Annotated in this window: 26 protein-coding genes and 1 other RNA gene; 13 read left to right on the forward strand and 14 right to left on the reverse strand. The window is 64.1% G+C overall.

The features are described from left to right. Nucleotides 1-294: 294 nt before the first annotated feature. Nucleotides 295-1914: a cation:proton antiporter gene (locus tag BGO80_RS06640; protein WP_286720219.1), complete on the reverse strand. Its 1620-nt coding sequence runs from the start codon at nt 1912-1914 to the stop codon at nt 295-297. 105 nt (nt 1915-2019) lie between these two features. On the opposite strand from BGO80_RS06640, the gene ssrS reads away from it, so the two are divergent. The 5 genes from ssrS (at nt 2020) to BGO80_RS06665 (ending at nt 6047) form a co-directional block, all read left to right on the forward strand. After that, nucleotides 2020-2177, forward strand: a non-coding RNA gene (gene ssrS / locus BGO80_RS06645) — 6S RNA. A 21-nt stretch (nt 2178-2198) separates the two neighbouring features. Next, nucleotides 2199-2786 carry a 5-formyltetrahydrofolate cyclo-ligase gene (locus tag BGO80_RS06650; protein ID WP_286720221.1) on the forward strand — a complete coding sequence of 196 codons (588 nt, stop codon included), beginning with the start codon at nt 2199-2201 and terminating at the stop codon, nt 2784-2786. Next, nucleotides 2783-3607 carry a TIGR00282 family metallophosphoesterase gene (locus BGO80_RS06655; RefSeq protein WP_286720223.1) on the forward strand — a complete coding sequence of 275 codons (825 nt, stop codon included), beginning with the start codon at nt 2783-2785 and terminating at the stop codon, nt 3605-3607. The genes BGO80_RS06650 and BGO80_RS06655 overlap by 4 nt, the downstream gene beginning before the upstream one ends. A 157-nt stretch (nt 3608-3764) precedes the next feature. Continuing rightward, nucleotides 3765-5183, forward strand: coding sequence for an alanine/glycine:cation symporter family protein (locus tag BGO80_RS06660; protein WP_286720226.1), 1419 nt, complete (start codon nt 3765-3767; stop codon nt 5181-5183). A 117-nt stretch (nt 5184-5300) separates the two neighbouring features. Continuing rightward, the gene (locus BGO80_RS06665; protein ID WP_126151934.1) at nt 5301-6047 is read left to right on the forward strand and encodes a YebC/PmpR family DNA-binding transcriptional regulator; all 747 of its coding nucleotides are present in this window, start codon (nt 5301-5303) and stop codon (nt 6045-6047) included. 48 nt (nt 6048-6095) lie between these two features. On the opposite strand, the gene BGO80_RS06670 is transcribed toward BGO80_RS06665, so the two are convergent. Both BGO80_RS06670 and BGO80_RS06675 read right to left on the reverse strand, forming a co-directional pair. Continuing rightward, on the reverse strand, nt 6096-6875 hold the full coding sequence (locus BGO80_RS06670; protein ID WP_286720228.1) for a GGDEF domain-containing protein: 780 nt from the start codon (nt 6873-6875) through the stop codon (nt 6096-6098). An 88-nt stretch (nt 6876-6963) separates the two neighbouring features. Then, on the reverse strand, nt 6964-7668 hold the full coding sequence (locus tag BGO80_RS06675; protein WP_286720230.1) for a GGDEF domain-containing protein: 705 nt from the start codon (nt 7666-7668) through the stop codon (nt 6964-6966). Between the two features lie 206 nt (nt 7669-7874). On the opposite strand from BGO80_RS06675, the gene ruvC reads away from it, so the two are divergent. From ruvC to ybgC, 7 genes are read left to right on the forward strand one after another with little or no spacing between them, the layout of a single operon-like run. Next, nucleotides 7875-8381, forward strand: coding sequence for a crossover junction endodeoxyribonuclease RuvC (gene ruvC, locus BGO80_RS06680; protein ID WP_286720233.1), 507 nt, complete (start codon nt 7875-7877; stop codon nt 8379-8381). Continuing rightward, the gene (gene ruvA, locus BGO80_RS06685; protein WP_286720236.1) at nt 8378-8995 is read left to right on the forward strand and encodes a Holliday junction branch migration protein RuvA; all 618 of its coding nucleotides are present in this window, start codon (nt 8378-8380) and stop codon (nt 8993-8995) included. Before ruvC ends, ruvA begins: the two co-directional genes overlap by 4 nt. Nucleotides 8996-9052: 57 nt before the next feature. Beyond that, the gene (locus BGO80_RS06690) at nt 9053-9316 is read left to right on the forward strand and encodes an AbrB/MazE/SpoVT family DNA-binding domain-containing protein (RefSeq protein WP_126151929.1); all 264 of its coding nucleotides are present in this window, start codon (nt 9053-9055) and stop codon (nt 9314-9316) included. Further along, nucleotides 9303-9704: a type II toxin-antitoxin system VapC family toxin gene (locus BGO80_RS06695; RefSeq protein ID WP_164550474.1), complete on the forward strand. Its 402-nt coding sequence runs from the start codon at nt 9303-9305 to the stop codon at nt 9702-9704. The genes BGO80_RS06690 and BGO80_RS06695 overlap by 14 nt, the downstream gene beginning before the upstream one ends. Further along, the gene (gene ruvB / locus BGO80_RS06700; protein WP_286720241.1) at nt 9701-10738 is read left to right on the forward strand and encodes a Holliday junction branch migration DNA helicase RuvB; all 1038 of its coding nucleotides are present in this window, start codon (nt 9701-9703) and stop codon (nt 10736-10738) included. Before BGO80_RS06695 ends, ruvB begins: the two co-directional genes overlap by 4 nt. Continuing rightward, a complete protein-coding gene (locus BGO80_RS06705) occupies nt 10735-11232 on the forward strand; it encodes an NUDIX hydrolase (RefSeq protein ID WP_286720244.1) in 498 nt (165 codons plus the stop codon). The genes ruvB and BGO80_RS06705 overlap by 4 nt, the downstream gene beginning before the upstream one ends. After that, nucleotides 11229-11624, forward strand: coding sequence for a tol-pal system-associated acyl-CoA thioesterase (gene ybgC / locus BGO80_RS06710; RefSeq protein ID WP_286720247.1), 396 nt, complete (start codon nt 11229-11231; stop codon nt 11622-11624). The genes BGO80_RS06705 and ybgC overlap by 4 nt, the downstream gene beginning before the upstream one ends. Nucleotides 11625-11974: 350 nt before the next feature. Here ybgC and BGO80_RS06715 read toward each other — a convergent pair whose 3' ends face one another. From BGO80_RS06715 to rpmH, 11 genes are all read right to left on the reverse strand, one after another. After that, nucleotides 11975-13465, reverse strand: a complete 1491-nt coding sequence (locus BGO80_RS06715) for a methyl-accepting chemotaxis protein (RefSeq protein WP_286720249.1) — start codon at nt 13463-13465, stop codon at nt 11975-11977. Between the two features lie 50 nt (nt 13466-13515). After that, nucleotides 13516-14247 carry a type 1 glutamine amidotransferase gene (locus BGO80_RS06720; protein ID WP_286720252.1) on the reverse strand — a complete coding sequence of 244 codons (732 nt, stop codon included), beginning with the start codon at nt 14245-14247 and terminating at the stop codon, nt 13516-13518. Between the two features lie 62 nt (nt 14248-14309). Beyond that, nucleotides 14310-14798 (reverse strand): peptide-methionine (R)-S-oxide reductase MsrB, encoded by a 489-nt coding sequence (gene msrB / locus BGO80_RS06725; protein WP_286720747.1) that lies wholly within the window; start codon nt 14796-14798, stop codon nt 14310-14312. 231 nt (nt 14799-15029) lie between these two features. Beyond that, nucleotides 15030-16340 carry a Tol-Pal system beta propeller repeat protein TolB gene (gene tolB, locus BGO80_RS06730; protein ID WP_286720255.1) on the reverse strand — a complete coding sequence of 437 codons (1311 nt, stop codon included), beginning with the start codon at nt 16338-16340 and terminating at the stop codon, nt 15030-15032. A 63-nt stretch (nt 16341-16403) separates the two neighbouring features. Then, nucleotides 16404-17645 (reverse strand): cell envelope integrity protein TolA, encoded by a 1242-nt coding sequence (tolA, locus tag BGO80_RS06735; protein ID WP_286720258.1) that lies wholly within the window; start codon nt 17643-17645, stop codon nt 16404-16406. Nucleotides 17646-17656: 11 nt separating this feature from the next. Next, nucleotides 17657-18097 (reverse strand): ExbD/TolR family protein, encoded by a 441-nt coding sequence (locus tag BGO80_RS06740; RefSeq protein WP_126151922.1) that lies wholly within the window; start codon nt 18095-18097, stop codon nt 17657-17659. A gap of 1 nt (nt 18098) precedes the next feature. Further along, nucleotides 18099-18800 carry a protein TolQ gene (tolQ, locus tag BGO80_RS06745; protein ID WP_126151939.1) on the reverse strand — a complete coding sequence of 234 codons (702 nt, stop codon included), beginning with the start codon at nt 18798-18800 and terminating at the stop codon, nt 18099-18101. A gap of 466 nt (nt 18801-19266) precedes the next feature. Then, entirely contained in the window at nt 19267-19911 is a 645-nt protein-coding gene (gene yihA, locus BGO80_RS06750; RefSeq protein WP_126149211.1) for a ribosome biogenesis GTP-binding protein YihA/YsxC, read from the reverse strand. A gap of 73 nt (nt 19912-19984) precedes the next feature. Continuing rightward, nucleotides 19985-21829 carry a membrane protein insertase YidC gene (gene yidC, locus BGO80_RS06755; protein WP_286720267.1) on the reverse strand — a complete coding sequence of 615 codons (1845 nt, stop codon included), beginning with the start codon at nt 21827-21829 and terminating at the stop codon, nt 19985-19987. Nucleotides 21830-21831: 2 nt separating this feature from the next. Beyond that, nucleotides 21832-22233 carry a ribonuclease P protein component gene (rnpA, locus tag BGO80_RS06760; RefSeq protein ID WP_126149213.1) on the reverse strand — a complete coding sequence of 134 codons (402 nt, stop codon included), beginning with the start codon at nt 22231-22233 and terminating at the stop codon, nt 21832-21834. A 14-nt stretch (nt 22234-22247) separates the two neighbouring features. Beyond that, on the reverse strand, nt 22248-22382 hold the full coding sequence (gene rpmH, locus BGO80_RS06765) for a 50S ribosomal protein L34 (RefSeq protein ID WP_035077916.1): 135 nt from the start codon (nt 22380-22382) through the stop codon (nt 22248-22250). 225 nt (nt 22383-22607) lie between these two features. Between rpmH and BGO80_RS06770 the strand changes: the two genes are divergently transcribed. Next, a complete protein-coding gene (locus tag BGO80_RS06770; protein ID WP_286720278.1) occupies nt 22608-24041 on the forward strand; it encodes an FAD-dependent oxidoreductase in 1434 nt (477 codons plus the stop codon). Nucleotides 24042-24059 lie beyond the last annotated feature (18 nt).

Raw genomic sequence — 24059 nt, forward strand, 5'->3', positions numbered from 1 at the left:
CCCCTCCCCCCTGAGGGGAGGGCCGGGGTGGGGTTGGTTAAGCGATCCACTGATTGACCCCCTCCCTCAATCCCTCCCCTCAAGGGGGAGGGAGGCGAAAGCGACCAGAGTCCACATCAAGTTGAAATGATCTAGTCGGCGATGTGGCTCCTCACTCGCCTTTGTGGCAGGGCTATCGCCTATGGGTTTGAGCGTGCTGCATACCCCCACCCGGCCTCCCCCTGAAGAAGGGGGAAGAGCGGCATTGGGCGCTGGGCGAGAGTTGTTCAGAAGCACCGGCCGATGTCTTTGCCCTCAACCGGGTTCGGACATGCTGTCCATGAAGGCCTGTTCGATGTCGAGTTTTTCGAGCATTTCGCGGACGATGGTGTCGTCGAGTTCGAGATTGTCGCGGGCGGCGACGAGGCGGATGCGGCGGGCCTCGAGCAGCACCTTGCCCAGGGCCAGAGCCTCGCTGGCATCGCGTTCGCTGGGCCGGGCAAGATTGCCTTCATGGCGCAGGCGCCGGTTGGTGGCGGCGATCAACCGCTGGGATTCGCGGCCGGGGTGGCTGGCGCTGTAGCTATCGAGCGCTGAAGTGGTTGCCTCATGCACCAGCGCCTCGGCGAGCTGGCGCTGTTCGGCGACGAAATCGCGCTGGCTGGGGTCCTCGAGCTTGAGCAGGCGGATCAGGCCGGGCAGGGTCAGGCCCTGGATCAGCAGCGTGGCGATGGTGAAGAGGAAGGCGACGGCGAGGATGGCGTCGTCGCCCGGGAAGGGGCTGCCATCGGCGAGGAAGGCGGGGACACCGGCGGCTGCGGCCAGGGTCACGACGCCGCGCATGCCGGTCCAACCCAGGACGATGTTTTCCCGCCAGGTCAGGGGGCGCTGCGGCTTGCTGATCGGGGTGCCGTCGAGCGAGCGGCGATAGCGCTCGAGATGGCGACGATAGGTCAGCTGTCGCACCCCGGCGGTGGCAAACACCCAGATGAAGCGCATGAGGACGCTGGCGAGGAAGACGGCCAGGGTGGTGATCGCCAGTTCGCCGATATCGAAGCCGGCCTGGTCGGCATCGGTGATGACGAAGCGCAGCTGCACCGCGATATAGGCGAAGACGAAGGTTTCGAGCAGGGTATCGGTGGTGCGCCAGAAGGCGCCCTCCTGCATGCGCTCCTTATAGCCGGCCTGCACCCCGTGATGGCCGACGGCAAAGCCTGCCGCGACCACGGCAAGGACGCCGGAGGCATGCAGTTCCTCGGCGGTGAGATAGGCGGCAAAGGGCACGATCACCGAAAGGGCGGTGGAGAGCGCAGGACTGGCCAGGCGCCTGCGGGTCCATTGCACCAGATTGCCGATGAGAACGCCGACCACGATGCCGACTATGGCGGCGTAGAGGAAATAGAGTGGCAGGCTGTCGATGAAGGCATGGGTGCCGGTGGCGGTGGCGATGAGGACGGCGAATAAGGTGAGCGCGGCGGCATCGTTGATGAGGCTTTCGCCCTTGAGTACGGACATGAGCCCGGTGGGCAGGCCGGCGCGGCGGCCAATGGTGGTGGCGGTCACCGCATCGGGCGGTGCCACGACGACGCCCAGGATCAGCGCGGCAATGGGCACCAGTTCGGGCAAAGCAAGCAGCGCGGCGCCGGCAACGACGAAGGTGGTGGCGAAGACGAGGAAGACGCCGAGGCTCGTGATCGGTCCCATCTGGCGACGGAATTCGGAAAAGGAAAAGTCGCGGGCCGCCGAGAACAGCATGGGCGGCAGCACGATGGAGAGGATGAATTCGGGCTCGAGTTCGAGGCGGGGAATGCCCGGAATATAGCTGGCGGCCAGCCCCACCATCACCACCACCAGGGCGGGTTGGAGATTGCGGCGTTCGGCCAGGGCGCTGATGGCGATGGCTATGGTGACGACGATCAGCACATAGGCGAACATGAGGCCCCTCCAGGGCTTCCCCATTAATGGGTGCAATTGTGCTGTGCAATTGGGCAGGATCATGCCGCCCGGCCTTTGCAGGCGGCGGCGAAGCGCCTATATCTGTCGATGCTGCCCGGTGCGTGAGGACACACATATCCCCGGGGCCTTAATCGATCCTAAGGGAGCTGTCCCTGACCGGGCCCGTGGGCTCGGACATACGGCGCCCACCTACGTAAGTAGGTTCCCGGGATCGCAAGTCCCACGGCCAGGGTGGCACCTGATTATCTTGCTGGAAGAGGCGTATGGCGGACCAGGCAATCGAGGAAGCGAAAGCCGGACTGCGCAAGACGGCCCATGCGGCCCGCGCCACACTGTCAGCAGATGAGCGTAGCGCCGCCGCCGAGGCGGTCGCGGCGCATTTCTTCGACAAGATCGCCTACGAACCCGAGCAGGTCATCGCCGGCTATTGGCGCATTCGCGACGAGCTCGACTGCCAGCCGATCCTCGTCCGGCTGATGGATGGTGGGCAGCGCGTGGTGCTGCCGGTGGTCGATGGGGCGGACAAGCCGCTGGATCTTCGGGTCTGGGAGGCGGATGCGCCGCTCTACGAGGCCGGCTTCGGTACGCTGGCGCCGTCGGACCTGGCGCCGCGGGCAGTGCCCGATATCGTCCTGATGCCGCTTCTGGGTTTTGATGCGGCCGGCACGCGGCTGGGCTATGGCGGCGGCTATTACGATCGCACGCTGGCGGCCCTGCCGCGCAAGCCACTGTTGGTCGGGCTGGCCTTCGACGTGCAGGAACTGCAGGACATTCCGCGGGAAGAGCACGACGTGCCGCTGGATGCCGTGATCACCGAGGCGGGCGTGCGCTTTTTCGGAACCCCTTCATGAGACTGCTTTTTCTGGGTGATGTCGTCGGCCGCTCCGGTCGCGACGCCGTGGCCGAGCACCTGCCGGGGCTGATCGCCCGCCACAAATTCGATTTCGTGGTGGTCAACGGCGAGAATGCCAGCCATGGCAAGGGGCTGATCGAGAGCCATTTTCAGGGCCTGCGCGATGCCGGCGCCGATATCGTCACCCTGGGCGACCATGCCTTCGACCAGCGCGAGGCGCTGAGCTATATCGAGCGCGAGCCGACCCTGATCCGCCCCATAAACTATGCGCCGGGCACGCCGGGGCGCGGGGCGATGATGGTCGAGGGGCGCAATGGCCATCGGGTGCTGGTGGTCAATGCCCTGGGCCGAGTGTTCATGCCGCCGATCGACGATCCGTTTCGCGCCGTGGCCTCGGCTATCGAAAGCGCGCCGCTGGGCGAGGTGGCCGATGCCATCATCGTGGATTTTCATACGGAGGCGACGTCGGAAATTCAGGCCATGGGGCATTTTCTCGATGGCCGGGTGAGCCTTGTGGTCGGCACCCATACCCATATCCCCACCGCCGATCATCGGGTGCTCAAGGGTGGGACGGCGTTTCAGGCCGATGCAGGCATGTGCGGGGACTTCGACAGCATTATCGGCACCGAGACCGATGAGCCGCTCAACCGCTTTCTGACCGGCATTCCCAATGGCCGCTTCACTCCGGCAGAGGGGGAAGCAACGCTCTGCGGCATTGCGGTGGAGACCGATCCGCACAGCGGGCTGGCCCGTTATGTCGCACCGCTGCGGCTGGGCGGCGTGCTTGCCCAGGCCGAGCCGGATTTTCCGACCGCCTGACAGCCTCCAGATTTTTCGCTTGCCGGAAGCGCCGATCTGCGGTCGGATCGGATGGTTGCGCCTGGGGCGCAGGTTCTGCTGGTCAGCGTGAAGCGGACAATGGCCCCGGATGCGGCATGACGTGCCGATCCAAAGTCACGCGCAGAGGGCCAGGGCCATGCTCGATCCGATCATCAATTTCCTCAACGACATCTTCTGGGGCTATATCCTCATCTACGGCCTTCTGGCGGTTGGCATCTTTTTTACCGTGCGTTTGGGCTTCATCCAGTTCGTGCATTTCGGCGAGATGTTCCGCGCCGTAATGGGCGGCAAGAAGAATGACAGCGCCGGGATCACCCCCTTCCAGGCGCTGTGCACCTCCTTGGCGTCGCGCGTCGGGACGGGTAATCTCGCCGGCGTTGCGGTGGCGCTCTATTTGGGTGGGCCCGGCGCAATCTTCTGGATGTGGATGGTGGCGCTGGTGGGCATGGCCACCGCCTATTCGGAATCGACGCTGGCCCAGCTCTACAAGACCAAGAACGACAATGGCGAATATCGCGGTGGGCCGGCCTTTTACATCGCCAAGGGTCTTGGCGCGCCCTGGGCCGGGGCGATCTTCTCGGTCTGCCTGATCCTGGCCTTCGGTCTCGTCTTTAACGCGGTGCAGGCCAATTCGATCGCCGATGCCTTCCAGGGCGCCTTCGGCTTCGACAAGCTCTGGGTCGGGGTGGGGCTGGCCTTTTTGACCGCAGTGGTGATTTTCGGGGGCATCAAGCAGATCGCGCGGGTGGCCGAAATCATCGTGCCGTTCATGGCAGTGATCTATCTGCTGGTGGCGCTCTATGTGGTGATAATCCATATCGGGGAAGTCCCCGGCATGCTCGGCCATATCGTGCAAAGCGCCTTCGGGCTCGATGCGGCGGGCGGTGGCATTGCGGGGGCCTTGCTCAATGGTGTCAAGCGCGGACTGTTTTCCAACGAGGCGGGCATGGGCTCGGCGCCCAATATCGCCGCAGTGGCGACGCCTGATCCGCACCATCCGTCCTCGCAGGGTTTCGTTCAGGCACTGGGCGTCTTCATCGACACCATTCTGATCTGTACGGCGACGGCGCTGATGATCCTGCTCTCTGGCGTCATGGTGCCGGGCAGCGAATTGACCGGCACGCCGCTGACGCAGGCTGCAATGAGCGTGCATATTGGCGGGGCGGGGCAATATTTCATTGCCATCGCCATCCTGTTCTTCGCCTTCACCTCGATCATCGGCAATTACTCCTATGCCGAGAACGCCATGACCTTCCTCAGAATTGGCAATGTGCCGGGGCTGACGGTGCTGCGCATCGGGGTTTTGGGCATGGTGATCTGGGGTGCCTATGAGAGCGTTGCGACGGTGTTCAACGCCGCCGATGCCTCGATGGGGCTGATGGCGACGGTCAACCTCATCGTCATCGTGCTGCTGTCGGGCACGGTGGTGAAGCTGACGCGGGACTATACCAATCAGAGGAAAGCCGGAAAGGAACCACTGTTCCATGCCGCCGACTATCCCGAACTCAGCGGCAAGATCGACCAGAGCATCTGGAACAAGCACGATCCGGGCTGATTTTTCCGCCCTGACAAGCGCCCGTTCCGCGATCACGCCGCGGGGCGGGCGCTTTATTTTTGCGCGTCCAGCCCCTATAAGCGGCCCGATTTCAGAAATTTACCCATCGAGGGACACATGGCTGGCCATTCCCACGCCAAGAACATCATGCACCGCAAGGGCAAGTCGGACGCGATCCGTTCGAAGATCTTTTCCAAGCTCGCCCGCGAAATTACCGTTGCCGCCAAGATGGGTCAGCCCGATCCGGCGTTCAATCCGCGCCTGCGCCTGGCCATCACCAATGCTCGTGCCCAGTCCATGCCCAAGGACAATATCGAGCGCGCCGTGAAGAAGGCCGCCGGTGGCGATGCCGAGAACTATGACGAAATCCGCTATGAGGGCTATGGCCCCGGCGGCGTGGCCGTCATCGTCGAGGCACTGACCGACAACCGCAACCGCACCGCCTCGAATGTGCGCTCCTATTTCTCCAAGAATGGCGGCGCGCTGGGTGAAACCGGCTCGGTCGGCTTCATGTTCGATCGCGTCGGCGAAATCACCTATCCGGCCGCGGTCGGTTCGGAAGACAAGGTGATGGAAGCGGCGATCGAAGCCGGCGCCGACGATGTCGAGAGCGACGACGAGGGCCATTATATCTACACCTCCTTCGAGGCGATGGCCGAAGTGGCCTCGGCGCTCGAAGCGGTGCTGGGGGAGGCCGAGTCGGTCAAGGCGATCTGGAAGCCGCAGAACGTCACCCCGATCGATGCGGAAAAGGGCGCGACCCTGATGAAGCTGATCAATACGCTCGAAGAAGACGATGACGTGCAGAACGTCTATTCGAACTTCGACATGAGCGATGAAGACGCGGCCAAGCTGGCGGGCTGAGGCGCCCGGCCTTGCCGACGATATCAGGGCGGCTCCGGCCGCCCTTTTTCATGCGGGCTGGCGCAGGGCGATGTCGGGTGCGTCGCCCACATGCACGATGGCGGCAAAATTGCGCCCGGCCTTTTTGGCCCCATAAAGCTGGCGATCGGCAATGCGGAACAGGGCCGAAAAACTGGTGCGATCCTCGAAGGCCGCGCCACCGACGCTGACCGAGAGGGGATGGGCGCGACCCTCGGGGTTGAAATCGGCGGTGTTGACACAGTGGCGGATGCGCTCGGCAATGCGGGCGGCCTGGCGCTCGTCGACCTTTGGCAGGAACACCGCGAACTCCTCGCCCCCCATGCGGCCCACCAGATCGCCCGTGCGCAGAGCGGCGCGAATGGAGCGGGCGATAATGGTCAGCGCCTCGTCGCCCATGGCGTGGCCATAGGCATCGTTGATCGCCTTGAAGTTGTCGGCATCGATCATCAGCAGCGCGCCGGAGAAGTTTTCCGGCGCCTCGGCGAGGAGCGCCTCGATGCGGGCGGTGAAGGCGCCGCGATTGAGGCAGGAGGTGAGGCTGTCGGTGCGGGCGATGAAGCTCAGCCGCCGATTGACCATCTCGAGGCCGCGCACCCGAAACCCGAGATAAAGGAAAAGCGGGAAGGCGAAGATGGCCGGCAGGAAAACCGCGCTCACCAGTGCCCGCAGACGCGCCTCATTGTCGAGACCCTGGAACAAGGTCAGGTTGACGGCAATGGAAACGATTGCACAGATCAACGTGCCCAAAAGCGTCCAGCGGGCGACATGGGCCCAGGTCTGCAGTCCCGATTTGTATGGTGCTTGCATCAAAGCCGCCCTATCCCGATTGGGCTGAGCATGCCGAAGGGACGACCCGTTGGGCATGACGTGCGGCTGGTCTCGTCAGGGGAGGCCGTCACGCCGCCGACCACAGGGCCACGCGATCGCGCCCCGCATTCTTGGCCAGGTAGAGCTGATCGTCGGCCAGGCGATAAAGGGCGCGGAAATCGGAATTGCCGGCGAAGCTGGCGCCGCCAATGCTGACCGAGAGAGCGCAGCGCGCGCCCGAGACGATGAAGGCGACATCGGCCACGGCATCGCGAATGTTCTCGGCGATGCTGCGGCTTTTGTCTTCGGTTGTGTTGGGCAGGAACACGCCAAACTCCTCGCCGCCCAGGCGGCCGATCAGGGCGCGCTCGCCGGCAGCGCGGGTAATGGCATCGGCGATCAGCCGCAGGGCATCGTCGCCGCGGTCATGGCCGTGCTTGTCGTTAATGGCCTTGAAGTGATCGACGTCGATGACGAAGAGCGCGCCTTGCCAGGTGGCAAAGCGCAGGCGGCGGGACACTTCGGCGGTAAAGGCGCCGCGATTGAGGCAGGAGGTCAGCCAGTCGATGGTGGCCATCTGCTGCAATTGCGCATTGGCATGATGCAATTGCTCCTGCTTGTGGAACAGCAGCAGCAGGATGGGGCCGCCCAGGACGATGGGCATGGTGATGGCGACAAGCAATCCCTGAAGGTTGATGCCTTCCGAGAACATTTCCATGAATACATTGGTGAGGATGATCGAACCGGCGACAGAGGCCGCCAAGATCAGCCCGGTGAAGCGGGCTATTCGCATCCATGCGTGCCGCGAAAGCCTGGAGTTCGGCCCCGAAATCATGACTATTTGCCCCTGCATTCCCGCGCGGACGGTAGGCGCTGTCTCGTGAAGGATAGGTTTTCCCAGTTGGTAAAATTTGAATGACCGAGACCGGCAGGCGGTTTGTTGCTCATTTGTTCACTTTGACGCTGGTATGTTGCCCAAGGCTGCGTACAAGGTAGAGCATGAGCAAAGCTGTTCGAATCATCGGTATCGACCCCGGATTGCGCCGCTGCGGCTGGGGAATCATCGAAGCTGTGGATAATCGCCTGCGCTTCGTGGCCGGCGGTACGCTGACCCCACCGGTGGATGGCGCGCTGGCCGAACGGCTGGCGGTGCTGGCGGTTGGGATCAACGGCGTGCTCGACGAATTTTCGCCCGATGAGGCGGCCGTGGAAGAGACTTTCGTCAATGCCGGAGCCCGCTCGGCGCTGATCCTGGGGCAGGCGCGCGGGGTGGCGCTCGTGACCCCGGCGCTGCGCGGCATGCTGGTGGCCGAATATGCCGCCAACCTGGTCAAGAAATCGGTGGTGGGGACCGGCCATGCCGAGAAAAACCAGGTGGCGCTGATGGTCAAGACGCTTTTGCCCAGTGCCGTGATCAAGGGCGCCGACGCCGCCGATGCGCTGGCGATCGCCATCTGTCACGCGCATCACCGGGTTTCGGCGGCAAAAATGAGGGCCTTGGCATGATCGGCAAGCTCAAGGGTCTGGTGGACAGCTTTGGCGATGACTGGGTGCTGATCGATTGCGGCGGGGTCTGTTACGAGGTGCATTGCTCCTCGCGCACCCTGCAGGCCCTGCCGCGCGTGGGCGAGGCGGGGGTAGTGTTCATCGAGACCATCGTGCGCGAGGATATGATCCGGCTTTATGGCTTTGCCAATGAGGCGGAAAAGAGCTGGTTCACCCTTCTGACCACGGTGCAAGGGGTCGGGGCGCGCGTGGCGCTGGCGATTTTGTCGGTGATGTCGCCGTCCGAGCTGTCGAGTGCTGTCGCCCTGCAGGACAAGGCCATGGTGGGTCGTGCCAATGGGGTGGGTCCGAAACTGGCGACCCGCATCGTCACCGAACTCAAGGGCAAGGTGCCCGCCATCGGCGCGGTGGATGCCGGCACGCTGGGCCTGCAGGCGGCGCTGGGCGAGGGCGTGGCCTCGGGCAATATTGCCGACGCGGTCTCGGCCCTCACCAATCTGGGCTATTCCAGTGCCCAGGCCTCAGCTGCTGTCGCGCGGGTGGTGGCCAAGGAGGGCGACGACACGGCGACAGAAAAGCTGATCCGGCTGGGCCTGCGGGAATTGAGCCAGTGATCCTTGTTTTTGGTGTGTTTCCTTACTAAATTTTAAAAGTAAGGAATGGAGGCTGCAATGGCAACTGCGACACTAACGAGCAAGGGGCAGATGACCTTGCCCAAGGATGTCCGGGAAGATTTGGGGCTTCAGCCCGGCGATAAGGTCGATATTATCAAGGACGGCAATCGTTATGTGCTGATGCCACGCACTGTCCGAGCAGAAGATCTCTATGGCATTTTGCATCGGCCGGGCGATCACGCCATGACGGTTGGGCAAGAAGATGAGGCTTATGCCGCGGCACTGGCCGAAGAAGACGAGCGTATTCGTGCTGGGCGTTGATACCAATGTGCTGGTGCGGTTTCTGACGCGGGATGATCCCCTTCAATCGGAAATCGCCCGTCGCATAATAACGGCAGCTGAACATCATCCCATCCATATATCCCTGGTCGCGCTGGTTGAATTGGTTTGGGTGCTCACCAAACTCAAGCGGTGGCCGAAATCCGATGTATTTAGGGCCTGTCGTGGCCTTTTGCGTAGCGAAGACTTCCTCATCGAGTCAGCGGCTTTGGTCGAGCAATGTCTGTATGAGGCAGAAAATGCCAGATGCGACCTGGCAGATGCACTGATCGCAGCAACCAATTTGCGGGCAGGCTGCTCCACCACAGTTACTTTCGATCATGATGCCCAGGCGCTGGCCGGCATGACGGCAGCGGAGACTTTTTCGTGACCTCTCTTACTTCCGCATCCGCCGGACGCGACGATAATCTCGATGTCTCGCTGCGGCCGTCCGGTTTTGCCGATTTCGTCGGCCAGGCGGCGGCGCGGGCTAATCTGGAAGTGTTTATCCAGGCGGCCAAGCAGCGCGGGGCCGCGCTCGACCATGTGCTGTTCGTCGGCCCGCCCGGGCTGGGCAAGACCACTTTGGCACAGATCATCGCCAAGGAGCTGGGCGTCGGCTTTCGCGCCACCTCCGGCCCGGTGATTGCCAAGGCCGGGGACCTCGCCGCGCTGCTGACCAATCTCGAGGAACGCGATGTGCTGTTCATCGACGAAATCCACCGGCTCAATCCGGCAATCGAGGAAGTGCTCTATCCGGCGATGGAGGATTTTCAGCTCGACCTGATCATCGGCGAGGGCCCGGCGGCGCGCTCGGTACGCATCGATCTGGCAAAGTTTACCCTGGTGGGGGCGACGACGCGCGCGGGCCTCTTGACCACGCCGCTGCGCGACCGTTTCGGCATTCCGGTGCGGCTCAATTTCTATACGCCCGAGGAACTGGTGCAGATCGTGACGCGCGGGGCACGGCTCCTGGGCATGCCGATGGCGGCCGATGGCGCGATGGAAATCGCCCGTCGCTCGCGAGGGACGCCCCGTATCGCCGGGCGGCTGTTGCGACGGGTCATCGATTTCGCGCAGGTGGACGGGGCCAGGGAAGTCAACAGCGCCATTGCCGACAAGGCGCTGATCCGGCTCGATGTCGATGCGCGGGGCCTCGACCAGCTGGACCGGCGATATCTCACCACTATTGCCGATTTCTACAATGGCGGACCGGTGGGAATCGAGACCATTGCGGCGGCGTTGAGCGAACCGCGCGACGCCATCGAGGAAATCGTCGAGCCGTATCTGTTGCAGCAGGGCTTCATCCAGCGCACCCCGCGCGGCCGCATGCTGACCTCGATCGCCTTCCAACATATGGGCAAAGTGGTGCCGCAAGGCTTTGTCGGCATCCAGCCGAGCCTGTTCGAGGAGGGCGAGGAATGAGCCGCCAGGTGATCAGTTTTCCGATCGAGGGGACGACCTTCAACTACCGCGTCGCGGCGGTGATCGTGGTGAATGGGCATGTGCTGGTCTGTCGCGAGGATGACGATCACTATGTGATGCTGCCCGGCGGGCGGGTTGAAATGGGCGAGGCCAGCGCGGTGGCCCTGGGCCGGGAGATTGCCGAGGAACTGGATATGCCAGGGGTGGTCGGGCCGCTGCTGGCGACGTCAGAGAGCTTTTATGCCGGGCGGGGCGAGGCCTATCACGAGCTGGGCTTTTTCTATGCGGCAGACCTTCCCGGGCAGGGGCCGAACGGACAATCACCCTGGCTGGTGCGGCAGGACGAGGGGCACGAGCTGCAGTTCTCCTGGGTGCCGCTTGCCGGCGACGCGCTCGAAACCGTCAACCTGCTGCCACCCTGGCTGCCGGAATTTTTGCGGCAACAGCCGGGAAATCCGGTGCATGTCGTGCATGACGAGCGGGAGATGTCGTGACCATCCACCGCTTCCCTATCCGCATCTATTATGAAGACACCGATTTTTCTGGGAACGTCTATCACGCGGCCTATTTGAAATTCTTCGAGCGCGGGCGCACCGAGTTTTTACGCGATCTGGGCGTTCATCATTCCGAACTGGCGGGGCAGGGGCTGGCCTTTGCGGTGCGGTCGATGGAGATCGATTTCGTCGCCGCGGCGCGGATCGATGACCTTTTGGAGGTGACCACCGAAGTCGTTGCCATGACTGGGGTGCGGCTGACGCTGGCGCAGGGCATCTTGCGGGATGGTCAGGTGCTGACCACGGCCAAGGTGGTGGTGGTGTCGATCCGCACCGAAGGCGGCGCGGCGCGGCTGCCGGCAGAATTGCGAGCGCGGCTGGCGGGGGGATAGACGGTTTCAGGTCCTGTTGGCGGCGTCATCGCGCCGAGGCCTTTGGGGGCAGGGTTATTGCATTTGGGTTTGAGCCTGTTGCACACCCCCACCCAACCTCCCCCTGAAGGATGGGGAGGAGCCGCGTTGAGTACTGGGAAATATGATGCCAAAAGCACCAGCCGGCCCCCTTCTCCTTGAGGGTATGGCCCGCGCGGGTGTTGTCTACCAATCCAATGATAGACCCCCACCCTCAATCCCTCCCCTCAAGGGGGAGGGAGGCGAAACAGCACAGACATCTGTTATCAATTCGCCAAGAGGGAACACTCCCGCTCAAGGGGGAAAAGCTGCATCGTGTCCGGGTTGAGAACTCACGCTGCGCGGCGTTGTGCCTGTGCCGGGCTGCCATCCAGCTTGAACACGGCGACGATGCGGTCGAGTTCGCTGGCTTGCGCTTCAGTCTGCTCGATGGCGGCGTTGGTTTGTTCGACCAGCGCGGCATTGTGCTGGGTGATCTCGTCCATCTGCCGCACGGCGACACTGACCTCGTCGATGGAGATGGCTTGTTCGCGGCTGGCGGCGGTGATCTGACCGATCAGGGTGGCGCTCTGGGTGACCGAGCTGTTGAGGGCGGCGATGCGCTCGGCGATCTGCAGGACAACCTGGGTGCCGGATTGCACTTCGCCGGCCGAGATGTCGATCAGCTGCTTGATTTCGGCGGAGGCGCCGGCTGCGCTCTGGGCGAGGCGGCGAACTTCGACGGCGACCACGGCAAAGCCCTTGCCGGCTTCTCCGGCGCGGGCGGCTTCCACCGAGGCATTGAGAGCCAACAGATTGGTCTGGAAGGCAATGTCGTCGATCAGCCCGATGATGTTGGAGATTTTTGCCGAAGAGGTGGAAATCTGCTCCATGGCGCGCTTGGCCGCATCCATGGCCTTGCCGCTCTCGACGGCGATGCGCGAGGCGTCGACCACCGAACGATTGGCGTCCTCGGCGCGGGTGGCATTGGCGCCCACGGTGGTGGCCAGCTGTTCGACGGTGGCGGTGGTTTCTTCGACCATGGCGGCCTGGCGGCTGGTGCGTTCGGACAGGTCGTTGGAGCCGGCAAGGATTTCGCCCGTCGCGGTCTTGAGCCGGTGCGAGGTGGTCTGCAGATCGCCCATGACGCGGGCAAGCCGGTCGGCCACGGCATTGGTATTGTCGCGCAAGGCGGCGAAAGCGCCGGTAAAATCGCCGGTGACGCGCTGCGAGAGGTCGGCGCGGGCAAGAGCGGAGAGGACGTGGCCGGTGCCGGTGAGGCCTTGGTCCATGGCGGTCAGGAGCGCATTAACCTCGCCGGCCAGTTGACGCAGTTCGGCCTGCTCGTAGTCGCTGGCGACGCGGCAGGCGAGATCGCCCTGCATGACGGCGCGAATGGTGGTCTCGAGATCCTGGGTGAGCCGGTCGGCGGCGCGGCGACGCTGGCCGCTTTCGGCATTGTGCTGGCGATCGGTCTCTACGAGGGCCTGCTGTTCGAGCAGGGCGGCGCGGAAGCGTTCGAAGGCCTCGAACATGACGGTCAGCTCGTCATTGAGTGTCTGGGGCGGAATGGCGACGGCGGTGTCGCCTGCGGCCAGGGCGCCGGTAATGCCCACCAGCGTGCGTAGGCGGGCGGCGACAAGGCGCTGGAACAGGAGGAAGACGCTGAGACAACCGAGCGCGGCGGCGGCGCCGGCCACCATCAGCATGGCCATGGCGGTGGTCTGCCCGGCCTGGAACAGCGCATGCAGCGCCAGGCCGCCGAAGATGACCACCGGTACGCCGAAGACCAGAAAGGCGGCGACGAGCTTGCCGGGAATGGAAAGGGTCTGGAAAAGTCGCATTGTTGACGCTCGACTGTTCGATTTCGGCGCCAACACTGCTCCCCGTATCGTTAAGGCAGCTTTACCGTTGAGGCCGCCGCGTCGGCAAAAAACTGCGCCAAATAGCCGCCCATGCGCGCACTGTCCGACGCCTTGGTGAAGGAGCTTTCGGCGGTTGCGACGACAGTGTCCGGGGCCCGCCCACGGCGCAGTTCGGCCAGTGCCCTGGCATAGGGCTCGTCGAATTCGGGATGGGGCTGGAAGCTGAGGGCCCGGCCATTGCGATAGAAAAGACCGGCATTGGGGGTGAAATCGGAGGCAAGGATGACCTCGGCCTCAGGCGGGGTGCCAATCACCTGGTCCTGATGTGAACAGGCGACGCTGAGGGTTTCGGGGGCGTCGGCCATGAAGCCGGGGCGGCTCACGACATGATAATCGTGGCGTCCGAGGCCCCAGCCCTTTTCGGATTTGCGCACATCGCCGCCCAGCGCATCGGCCATGATCTGGTGGCCGAAACAGATGCCGAGCATCGGTGTTTTGGCAGCGTAGGCCGAGCGGATGAAATTGCGCAGCGGTTCGAGCCAGTCCAAGTCGTCATAAACGCCGGCGGCAGAGCCGGTGATGACGATGCCTTCCAGCTGGGATGGATCGGGCAAAGCATTGCCGTCATAGCTGGTCACCATCTCATAAGTGAAGCCGGGGCGGGCCGCGTCGAACATGCGCTCGAACATCTGGTAATAGGGCCCGTAAGTGGGGCGCAGCGGCTCGGGCACGTCGCCGGTCTGGATGATGGTGAGTTTCATGAGTCTGGTGCTTGGCGGGATTTGCCCAGCCATATCGCCATTGGCGCGCATTGTGCAATGCGTCACGCCGCCACGAAACTGAGCGCCACCCCATTGATGCAATAGCGCAGGCCGGTCGGGGCCGGGCCATCGTTAAAGACATGGCCCTGGTGGCCGCCGCAATTGGAGCAATGCACCTCGGTGCGGGTCATGCCGTAGCTGGTATCGACCGAAGTGCCGATACTGGCCGGAATGAAATCGTAGAAGCTGGGCCAGCCGGTGCCGCTGTCGAATTTGGTGGTGGAGTCGAAAAGCGCCTGGTCGCAGCCGGCGCAATGGAAGATGCCGGCGCGCTTTTCGGTGTTGAGCGTGGAGGTAAAGGGGTGCTCGGTGCCTTCGTGGCGCAGCACGTCATAGGCCTGGGGCGAGAGCTTGGCCTGCCATTCCGCGTCGGTCAGCTTGAAGGGAAAATCACCTTCGCTGGCCATAACGGCATCGGGCCGGCGCCATAGTGTCAGTGCCGAGAGAGCCAGGCTCGCGGCCCCGGCCACCATAAATCCCCTGCGCGACATCTGCATTGACCAACTCCCTGAGCGTTTCGCTGGATCATAACGCAGCGGCAGGCGGATGCATCGTCAATCCTGCGTGACGGATGGGGGGAGGGGTGCGAAGGCGCATGACAAGACCTAGCACTACCCCATGCCTGCCAAGAATGTGGGTTTGAGAGTGCTGCACACCCCCACCCCACCTCCCCCTGAAGGAGGGGGAGGAGTACCATCGCGTTTGTGTGACCTGCCGTGCGCCTAGCTGCGCAGGCCGGACCAGGCGGGGTCGGAGGCGTAGGTTTCGGTGGGGATGGTGATGGCGTTGCGGCCCCAGATGTCGACGCTCATCAGGCGCGGGCCGTCATTGCCGCCCGGATCCTGGAAGAACATGATGACGCGACCATTGGGCGCCCAGGTGGGGCCTTCGGCGTGGAAGCTGGAATAGAGCAGGCGCTCGCCCGAGCCGTCGGGGTTCATGATGCCGATGTGGAACTGGCCGCCGGACTGGCGGGTAAAGGCGATGAGATCGCCCTTGGGGGACCAGACCGGAGTGGAATAGCTGCCCTGGCCGAAGCTGACGCGCTGCGCATTGCCGCCGCCGGCGCCCATCATATAAATCTGCGGGGAGCCCCCGCGATCGCTTTCAAAGACGATGCGGCTGCCATCGGGCGAATAGGAGGGGCCGGTATCGATAGCCGCGCCCGAGGTCAGTTGCAGTGGCTGGCCGCCGCCGGTGCCCACCGAATAGATATTGGTGGCGCCGCCCTGTTCGACCGAGAAGGCGACGGTGCCGCCATCGGGCGAGAAGCGCGGAGCGAAGGTCATGGCGCCAACCGAGGCCAGGCGCTGCTGACGGCCGGTGGCCAGCTGCAGCAGATAGACCTGCGGATTGCCATCGGCAAAGTTCATATATGTGACCATGTCGCCGCGCGGGGAGAAGCGCGGGGTGAGGGCCATGGAGGAGCCATCGGTGAGGTACTGCGCATTGGCGCCGTCCTGGTCCATGATGGCCAGGCGCCGCACGCGATTGGCCTTGGGCCCGCTCTCAGCGACATAGATGACGCGGGTATCGAAATAGCCGGAGCCGCCGGTCAGCTGCTCATAGATGGCGTCGGAGACCTGGTGGGCGATGCGGCGGGCCGAATTGGGGTCGGTATTGTAGCTCTTGCCGACGACCTGGCTGGCCTGCTGGGTATCCCAGACGCGCACGGAAGCGGAAATCTGGCCGCCGCGCTCGACGGCACCCATGACCAGGGCATCGACATTGGCGGTGCGCCAGGTGGCGAAATCGGGCGTATTGTTGACGTCGCCCACCTGCACCGGCAGCGAGGCCGGATCGAGCGGCAGGAACAGGCCGGAGCGGCGCAGATTGTTGCGCACGATCTCGGCGATCTCCTTGCCGAAATTGGGATCGGCCGAAGCGAAATTGGGGATGGCGATCGGCATCGGCTGGAAATTGGCGCCTTCGACGACGATGCGCAGCTGCGCCATCGACCAGGACGAGGTGGCCAATAGGGCGCCGCCAGCGAGGCCAAGTTTGAGCGCGTTGCGTCGGGAAAGCAGGGTCATCTTGTGTTTTCTCCGGTCTGGCCGTTTGCGCCAATCAAGGCCGGCAAACGGGCAAATTCAAGGTCAGGGTCTCAGTTCAACATCGATTTGCCGCCACTCGTCATAAGCGTTGGCGGAGAGGGTATAGGGGCCGCAGCTCATGACGGCGCGCTGGGCGGCGCGGGCGATCTGGCCACCGGCCGGGGACGGATCGGCGGAGATGATCTGCGGCGTGCCATTGACCGACCCGTCGCGATTAAGGCTCACCATCAGACGCACGGTCATGCCCGAATTGAGATCGCTGGGCAGCAGGTTCCAGCAGTTCTTGATCTGGCCCACCAGCCCGTCGATTTCCGAACGGCTGAGACGGGCGGATGTTCCGGTGGTGTCGCCCAGGGTGGGTGAGCCGCCCTGGCCGGTGGTGCCGCCGGTGGTGGGCGCATTGTTGATCAAGGCGGCGATATCGTCGGCCTGGCTGGCATTGGGCGCGGTCGGGCCTGGGCGCGGCGTCGGCGTGCTGCCCTGGGTCTGGGTCTGCTGGGCAGCGGCCTGGCGACGGCGCTCTTCTTCCTCACGCTTCTTGCGCTCGGCTTCGGCGGCGGCGAATTGCTGGCGCAACTGCGCCAGATTGCTCGGCCGTGCGGCTGGCACCGGGGCAGCGACGCTCGGGGTTTCCGGGGTGGGTGTCGGCTCAGGTGTGGGCGTCGGCTCGGGCGTGGGCGCCGGTGTTGGCGCCGGGGTGGGAGCGGGCGTCGGCGTGGGGGTCGGTTCTGGCGTCGGGGTCGGTTCTGGCGTCGGGGTCGGTTCGGGCGTCGTGGTGGGCTCGGGCAGCTGCGGGCGCGTCATCGGCACCGGGGCGACGCGCACCGGTTCGGGTGTCGGCTCGGGCGCAGGTTCGGGCTGCGGCTGCGGTGTTGGCGTCGGCTCGGGCGTGGGCTCGGGTTCCGGGGTTGGTTCCGGCTCAGGCGTCGGTTCGGGCGTCGGCTCAGGCTGCGGCGCGGGCTCGGGGGCGGGGGCCTGTTCGGTCACCGGCTGGGGCGTCGGCACATCGGCCGGCGAGGGTGTCACCTGGTCCTGTTCGGTATTGCCGGTGGGCTGCGCCAGTTCGGGCGGCTGGTCGCTTTCGACCACCGAGGGGGTATTGGTTTCCACCACCTCGCTATCGAGCTGGCCCATGCGGATATTGGTGTATTCCTCGATCGGCACCAGATCGACCGAGATCGACTCGACACTGGGCTGCAACGGCTCGGTCCAGCCCAGATTGAGCAGGCCGAGAGCAATCAGCAGCACGTGTGCGGATATCGATACGGTGAGGCCGGTGCGCATGTCGTGCCGGCCTATCGCTCACGCTCGGTGACGAGCCCGATCTTGGTATAGCCGGCGGCCGAGAGCAGGCCCATGACGCGCATGACAGTGCCGTAATTGGCGGTGGTGTCGCCGCGCAGGAAGATGCGGTCTTCCGGGGTGGCCAATTCGCTCATGGCCGAGACCAGGGTCTGTTCGGTGACCGGGGTCTCGTCGATGAACAGCGTGCCTTCGGGCGTGACCGCGACGGTGATCGGCCGGGTCTGGCTCGGCATTTCGCTGGCGGCGGTGCGCGGCAGGTCGATGGGCACGCCCGAGGTCATCATCGGGGCGGCCACCATCATGATGATCAGCAGCACCAGCATGACGTCGACCATCGGCGTCACGTTGATCTCGCTCATCACCGCGTTTCTCTTGCGGCGCCGACGGCGGCCACCGCCGCCCCCTCCGCCCGATGAAACACCCATGCCCATGTCAGCGGCTCCTGGCTTCGAGCTGGCGGCTGAGAATGGTGGAGAATTCGTCGGCAAAGCCTTCGAGCCGACCGATCATCTTGCCGGCATCGGAGGAGAGCTTGTTATAGGCGATAACGGCCGGAATGGCGGCCACGAGGCCAATGGCGGTGGCGAACAGGGCTTCGGCGATCGGGCCGGCGACGACGGCCAGATTGGTGTCGGAGGAGGCCGCGATATTGGTGAAGGCGTTCATGATGCCCCAGACCGTGCCGAAAAGGCCGATAAAGGGACCGGCAGAGCCGACCGTGGCCAGGAAGCCGAGATTTTTCTCGAGATATTCGCTTTCACGCGCGATGGCGACATCGAGCACCTTGTCGAGGCGCTGCTGCATGCCCACGAAGCTGGCCGCGTTCTGCTCGTGGCTGCGCTTCCATTCCTTCATCGCGGCGACGAAGACGGCGCCGAGGCCCCCCGAGGGCTTTTCTGCCTGTTGCTGGTAAAGCTCTTCCAACGACTGGCCGGACCAGAAGGTGCGCTCGAAGCGGTTCATCTCCGCCTTCATCCGCCGGTAGGAAATGGACTTGTCGACAATGATGGACCAGCACCAGATCGAGGCCGCGAGCAGGCCGAGCATCACCGACTTCACGACGATGTCGGCGGCCCAGAACAGCCCCCAGATGGAGAGGTCCGCATGTGGAGCGGCTGCTCCCACTGCATCCATGGCTTCCATGAAGTGATCCTTTTCGGCCCGGCTCAAGCGCCCGACCCCAGTGCGGAAGGCGATGGGGGCGGAATCTGTCAAAATTAAGAGAAATGCCCGGCAATCCGGTCCCCTGCGGGACAAGCAGCCAGCCGAACTTCCCTTTGCCGCCTTTATGGTCACCAAAGAGTTAAAAAACAGAAAGCGGTGCCGGAAGTGTGATCTGGGGCAGGGGCGGTGAACCGGCTGCACTTCAGTGGGGCTGGGCCGAGACGGTTTTCACCGGACGTCACCCTCGGTCTTGAGCCGAGGGGTCTTGCTTGTGGCGATGTCGTGACGTGCAGAGCCCTCGGGTCTTCGCCCGAGGGTGACGAGCGGTGGGTGGCTGATGGCTGATGGGTGGCCCTCGGGTCGAGCCCGAGGGCGGAAAGGTGATGGGGGCGAGGGCCGGGTCAGTCCTTCCCGAAGGGGCGGGCTCCTGCGCGTCTCAGCTTTCCAGCAGCAGGGCGATTTCGCTGCGGAGGTGGGAGAGACCGTCGCCCTTTTCGCTAGAGGTCTCGATGATGTCGGGGTGGGCGGCAGGGCGCTTGGCGATGGTGGCGCGGGTGAGATCGATGGCCTTCTGCAGATCCTTGGCCGCAGGCTTGTCGATCTTGGTCAGCACCACCTGATAGCTCACCGCGGCGCGGTCGAGCTCGTTCATGACGCTGATGTCATTGTCCTTGGGACCGTGGCGGCTGTCGACCAACACATAGACGCGGCGCAGTGTGGCGCGGCCGGTCAGATACTGGTGAATGAGCTGGGTCCAGGCCTTCACCTTGGGCTCGGGCGCCTTGGCGAAGCCATAGCCGGGCATGTCGACGATGCGCAGGTTTTCGCTCTGGCTCTCGAAGATGTTGAGTTCCTGCGTGCGACCCGGCGTGTTCGAGGTGCGGGCGAGGCCCGACGTGCCACAAAGCGCATTGATCAGGCTGGACTTGCCGACATTGGAGCGGCCGGCAAAGGCGATCTCCACCCGGTCCATGGGCGGCAGGTCGGCAATGCGCACGCAGCCTTTGACGAAGGCGAAGGGGCGGGCAAAGAGCAGCCGGCCACGCTCGACGATGTGGGGCGAAAAATCGGGCTGGGTCATTGGTGTCGCCTCAAAGAACTTGCCCGCCGGTCTATCACCGGCGGGCAGGATTGGATTGGTCGGTTGCGGTCGATCAGCTCTTGGCGTCTTCGGCCGGCTTGGGCTTGCGCCGGAAGCTGTCGGCGATGTTGCCGAGCAGGTTCACCTCGACGCCGTGGCGCTTCATGATCACCCATTGCTGGGTGATGGAGAGCAGGTTGTTCCAGGCCCAGTAGATCACGAGACCGGCCGGGAAAGCGCCGAGCATGAAAGTGAAGATGATCGGCATCCAGTTGAAGATCATCGCCTGGGTCGGATCCGGCGGCGGCGGGTTGAGCTTCATCTGCACCCACATGGTGATGCCCATGATGACGGGCCAGATGCCCAGATGCAGGAAGGAGCCGATGAACGGAACCGCCATCGGGTTCCACGGGATCAGGCCGAACAGGGTGAAGATATTGGTCGGATCGGGTGCCGCCAGGTCCTGAATCCAGCCGAAGAACGGCGCGTGCCGCATTTCGAGCGAGATGAAGATGACGGTATAGAGCGCGAAGAAGACCGGGATCTGGATCAGCACCGGCCAGCAGCCGGACAGCGGATTGATCTTTTCCTTCTTGTAGAGCTCCATCATCGCCTGCTGCTGGGCCGTGCGATCGTCCTTTAGACGCTCCTGGATGGCCTTCATCTCCGGCTGCACGCGGCGCATCGCCGCCATGGAGGCGTAGGAGCGGTTGGCCAGCGGGAAGAACAGCGCCTTGACGATAACGGTCACCGCCAGGATGGCGAGGCCGAAATTGCCGAGCAAGCCATAGAGCGTCACCAGAAGCCAGTGCATCGGCTTGGTAATGAAGTGGAACCAGCCCCAGTCGATCAAGAGTTCGAGGCGGTCGAAACCGTATTCGCGCTCATAGGAATTGATGACCGATTCTTCCTTAGCGCCGGCAAAGACGTAGGATTCGTGGGTCACCGAGCCGCCGGCGGGAACCACGACCGGTTGGGTCTCAACATAGTTGGACTGGTAGACCGGCGTGGTGCCGGACATGGCATAGGTGAAGCGAGCATTGATATTGGTGCCCGGCTTGGGCAGCACGGCAGTGGCCCAATATTTGTCGGCGATGCCGAGCCAGCCGGTGGTCGAGGCGAAATCGACCTGCTTGTCGTTCTGGATGTCGTGATACTTGCGCGCCACCCAGTTGTTGGAGCCCAGCACACCCAACAGGCCTTCGTGCTGGATGAAGAAGTTCTGCACCTTGGGCGTGCCCTGGCGCACGACGCGCGAATAGGGGAACAGCGCCACATCGCCCGAGCCGGCATTTTCGACGCTCTGGGTAACGGTGAAGAGATAATAGTCGTCCAACGAGAAGGTGCGGCGGAAGACGAGGCCCTGGCCATTGTCGAAACGCAGGGTCACCGGCGTGGTGGCGGTCAGGGTGGTGTTGTCGCCTTCGAGCGTCCATACCGACTGGCCATCGGGCACGGCAATGGTGGTGCCGGCGGCGGGGGCCCAGCCCTGCTCGATGTAATAGCCGTTCGGTGCGCCGGACGGGGAGAGCAGGGTGATGATGGGCGAATTGGGATCGACCGTCTCGCGATATTGCTTGAGCTCGAGATCGTCGATGCGGGCGCCGGTCAGGTTGATCGAGCCTTCGAGATCGAGCGTCGAAATTTCGACGCGCTGGCTGGCGGCAATGGCGCTGGCGCGATCTGCGAAGGTCTGGTTGGCGGTGTTTTCAGCCGGGGTGGCGCTGGTGGCGCCATCGGTGCCGGTCTGGGGAACCGCCAGATTTGCCTGTGCTTCAGCCTGCTGCTGGGCAGCGACCTGCTGGGCCTGTTGCTGGGCGCGCTCGAGTTGCGGGCCGGCAATGAAGAACTGCCAGCCAAACAGCACAGCCATGCTGAGCACGATGGCTAGGATCACATTGCGATTGTCTGAATTCATGATCAGGCGTTCCGTTGGCCGTGGCCGGCAGAATTGCGTTTCGGGGCCGCGTTGGTGTCGTGCACGCGGGAGATGAGGCCGCCCAGATCGGCGACGAGCTTGGCGAAGGGCACAGTGAGAGCCTCACGCCGCGCCAGCAGCACATAGTCATGGCCAGCGTGAAAGTCACGCGCACATGCTGCCGCAGCCGCCCGAAGGCGGCGTTTCATGCGGTTGCGTTCAGGAGAATTGCCGACCTTCTTGGTCACCGTAAACCCTATGCCGGGTTCACTTTCCGGCGACGGCGCGACCTGTAGCCCAAACGCAGAGCGCCCGGCGCGATTGCCCCGGGCTGCTCCTAAAAATTGCGAGCGCCGCACGAGACGGCGCAATTTCGCTTCGGATCGGGTGTCCTCGGCCGTCATCCGGCCACGAACCCTTAGGCCGACAGCTTCTTGCGGCCGTCACGGCGGCGGCGATTGAGAATCGCGCGGCCGTCCTTGGTTGCCATGCGGGCACGGAAACCGTGACGGCGGGCACGCACGAGCTTGGAAGGCTGGTATGTACGCTTCATAACATCAGACCGCGCGAGGCACGGTTCCTCTTATTGCTGCTGCTTTCGCAGAAAATCGATACCCGCCGGCGGGGAGACCGCGCCAGCGTCAGGTTGGTGGGGTCTATAGGGAAAAGACGGGGCCAAGTCAACGCGCCTGCCGCGCTTTCCTCGTCTGCTTGGACCGGTTGTAATGGAGGCCATATGCGAAGATAAGAGGGAAACCTCATCTCGCCAGCGGCACACATGGCTGAAACAACGAAACCCGATCTGGTGATTGTCGGCGCGGGCGCACTCGGCATGGCACTGGCCCTGCATGCGCGGCGCCTAGGGGCCCATGTCGTGCTGGCCGACCGCGGCGTTGCCGAGCCCGGCGACCAGCCGCAGGCCGCGCTGCGGCAGGCGGCGCTGGCGGTCAGTGCGTCCATTGCGCAGGCGCAAAGGCGCGGCGCCGGTTTCGGCTTTGCCGATGAAGCGCCAAAAATTGTGCCCAAGTCGGTGCAAGAGCGCGCTGCGCAAATTGCGGCGAGTCGCGCGGCCGAGGACAGTCCCGACCATATGCGCGCCCAGGGTGTAGACCTGGTGCGCGGGCCGGTGGAATTCGTCGATCAGCGGACGCTGGCCATTGGTGATGTGCAGATGCGGCCGCGCCACGTGCTCATTGCCATGGGCGGCGCTCCGGTGGTGCCGGACTTGCCGGGGCTAAGCGAGATCGGCTTTTTCACCGTGGATAGCCTGGCTGCGAATACGCGAAAACTCACCCATCTGGTTGTGATCGGCGGCGGCGCCGAGGCGCTGGAACAGGCGCAGATCCAGAGGCGGCTGGGCGCGGCGGTGACCGTGGTGCCACAGGGGCCGGTCCTGCCCGGGCATGACGCGGAGGCGGCCTCGCTTTTGCTACGCGCGCTGAGCGAAGAGGGCATCCGCATCATGACCGGGGCCAATGTGCGCAGCATCGTGCCGCGCGCCATGGGGACCGGGGTGGTCACCGAACATGCCGACGGCACGCAGGAGGCGCTCGACGTGTCGCATGTGCTGGTGGCGATGGGGCGAAGGGCCGATCTCGAGACGCTGCGAATCGATCGGTTGAAACTGCGGCCGGCCAGCGGCCAGAACGGCAATTTTGTCACCGGTGCCTTGGGTCGCACCTCCAACCGGCTGCTGCGCCTTACCGGGCCGGCGGCGGGGCTGGAGCAATGGCACCATATGCTGGCGCATGGTCGGAGCGTGGTCGAGGCCTTGGTGCTGGGGGCGCCGCAACGGCGCTTGCCGGCGCAACCGCTGCTGGTGCAGACGGCGCCAGGCTTGGCGCAGATCGGTCTTCTGCCCGGCAATGGCGAGAAGGCGCGGGCTGGCACTAGGGTGCTGCGCGCCAATATGGTCGAGAACGACAAGGCGCGGGCGCTCGGCGTCGAAATGGGCGTGGCCAAGATAGTGGTCGATGCCCGGGGCCGGGTCCTGGGCGGCAGCATTGTCGGGCCCGATGCCGGCGAGCTCGCTGCAGTGCTGGCGCTGGCCATGGAGCGCGGTCTGCCGGCCGGGGCGCTGGCTGATCTCAGCATGCCCCATCCGAGCCTGTTCGGCGTACTGGCGGCGCTGGGCGAGCGGCAACGGGCCGGCGAAAAGCCGGGCTGGGCGACGCCAATGCTGCGCGCGATAAGGCGGTTGCTGCCGCGCTAAGCAAAATTGCGGATTGGA

The organism is Devosia sp. 63-57, assembly GCF_001899045.1.
Taxonomy (GTDB): domain Bacteria; phylum Pseudomonadota; class Alphaproteobacteria; order Rhizobiales; family Devosiaceae; genus Devosia; species Devosia equisanguinis.

What these genes read in the sequence shown, in the direction of transcription:
- BGO80_RS06665 (WP_126151934.1), top strand. Translation starts at nt 5,301, where the DNA reads ATGGCTGGCCATTCCCACGCCAAGAACATCATGCACCGCAAGGGCAAG.
- BGO80_RS06705 (WP_286720244.1), top strand. Translation starts at nt 10,735, where the DNA reads ATGAGCCGCCAGGTGATCAGTTTTCCGATCGAGGGGACGACCTTCAAC.
- BGO80_RS06740 (WP_126151922.1), bottom strand. Translation starts at nt 18,097, where the DNA reads ATGGGCATGGGTGTTTCATCGGGCGGAGGGGGCGGCGGTGGCCGCCGT.
- tolA (WP_286720258.1), bottom strand. Translation starts at nt 17,645, where the DNA reads ATGCGCACCGGCCTCACCGTATCGATATCCGCACACGTGCTGCTGATT.
- ruvC (WP_286720233.1), top strand. Translation starts at nt 7,875, where the DNA reads ATGAGCAAAGCTGTTCGAATCATCGGTATCGACCCCGGATTGCGCCGC.
- BGO80_RS06720 (WP_286720252.1), bottom strand. Translation starts at nt 14,247, where the DNA reads ATGAAACTCACCATCATCCAGACCGGCGACGTGCCCGAGCCGCTGCGC.
- BGO80_RS06715 (WP_286720249.1), bottom strand. Translation starts at nt 13,465, where the DNA reads ATGCGACTTTTCCAGACCCTTTCCATTCCCGGCAAGCTCGTCGCCGCC.
- BGO80_RS06690 (WP_126151929.1), top strand. Translation starts at nt 9,053, where the DNA reads ATGGCAACTGCGACACTAACGAGCAAGGGGCAGATGACCTTGCCCAAG.
- BGO80_RS06770 (WP_286720278.1), top strand. Translation starts at nt 22,608, where the DNA reads ATGGCTGAAACAACGAAACCCGATCTGGTGATTGTCGGCGCGGGCGCA.
- rnpA (WP_126149213.1), bottom strand. Translation starts at nt 22,233, where the DNA reads ATGACGGCCGAGGACACCCGATCCGAAGCGAAATTGCGCCGTCTCGTG.
- tolQ (WP_126151939.1), bottom strand. Translation starts at nt 18,800, where the DNA reads ATGGATGCAGTGGGAGCAGCCGCTCCACATGCGGACCTCTCCATCTGG.
- ruvA (WP_286720236.1), top strand. Translation starts at nt 8,378, where the DNA reads ATGATCGGCAAGCTCAAGGGTCTGGTGGACAGCTTTGGCGATGACTGG.
- BGO80_RS06670 (WP_286720228.1), bottom strand. Translation starts at nt 6,875, where the DNA reads ATGCAAGCACCATACAAATCGGGACTGCAGACCTGGGCCCATGTCGCC.
- BGO80_RS06675 (WP_286720230.1), bottom strand. Translation starts at nt 7,668, where the DNA reads ATGCGAATAGCCCGCTTCACCGGGCTGATCTTGGCGGCCTCTGTCGCC.
- yihA (WP_126149211.1), bottom strand. Translation starts at nt 19,911, where the DNA reads ATGACCCAGCCCGATTTTTCGCCCCACATCGTCGAGCGTGGCCGGCTG.
- BGO80_RS06650 (WP_286720221.1), top strand. Translation starts at nt 2,199, where the DNA reads ATGGCGGACCAGGCAATCGAGGAAGCGAAAGCCGGACTGCGCAAGACG.
- msrB (WP_286720747.1), bottom strand. Translation starts at nt 14,798, where the DNA reads ATGTCGCGCAGGGGATTTATGGTGGCCGGGGCCGCGAGCCTGGCTCTC.
- rpmH (WP_035077916.1), bottom strand. Translation starts at nt 22,382, where the DNA reads ATGAAGCGTACATACCAGCCTTCCAAGCTCGTGCGTGCCCGCCGTCAC.
- BGO80_RS06640 (WP_286720219.1), bottom strand. Translation starts at nt 1,914, where the DNA reads ATGTTCGCCTATGTGCTGATCGTCGTCACCATAGCCATCGCCATCAGC.
- BGO80_RS06655 (WP_286720223.1), top strand. Translation starts at nt 2,783, where the DNA reads ATGAGACTGCTTTTTCTGGGTGATGTCGTCGGCCGCTCCGGTCGCGAC.
- BGO80_RS06660 (WP_286720226.1), top strand. Translation starts at nt 3,765, where the DNA reads ATGCTCGATCCGATCATCAATTTCCTCAACGACATCTTCTGGGGCTAT.
- yidC (WP_286720267.1), bottom strand. Translation starts at nt 21,829, where the DNA reads ATGAATTCAGACAATCGCAATGTGATCCTAGCCATCGTGCTCAGCATG.
- tolB (WP_286720255.1), bottom strand. Translation starts at nt 16,340, where the DNA reads ATGACCCTGCTTTCCCGACGCAACGCGCTCAAACTTGGCCTCGCTGGC.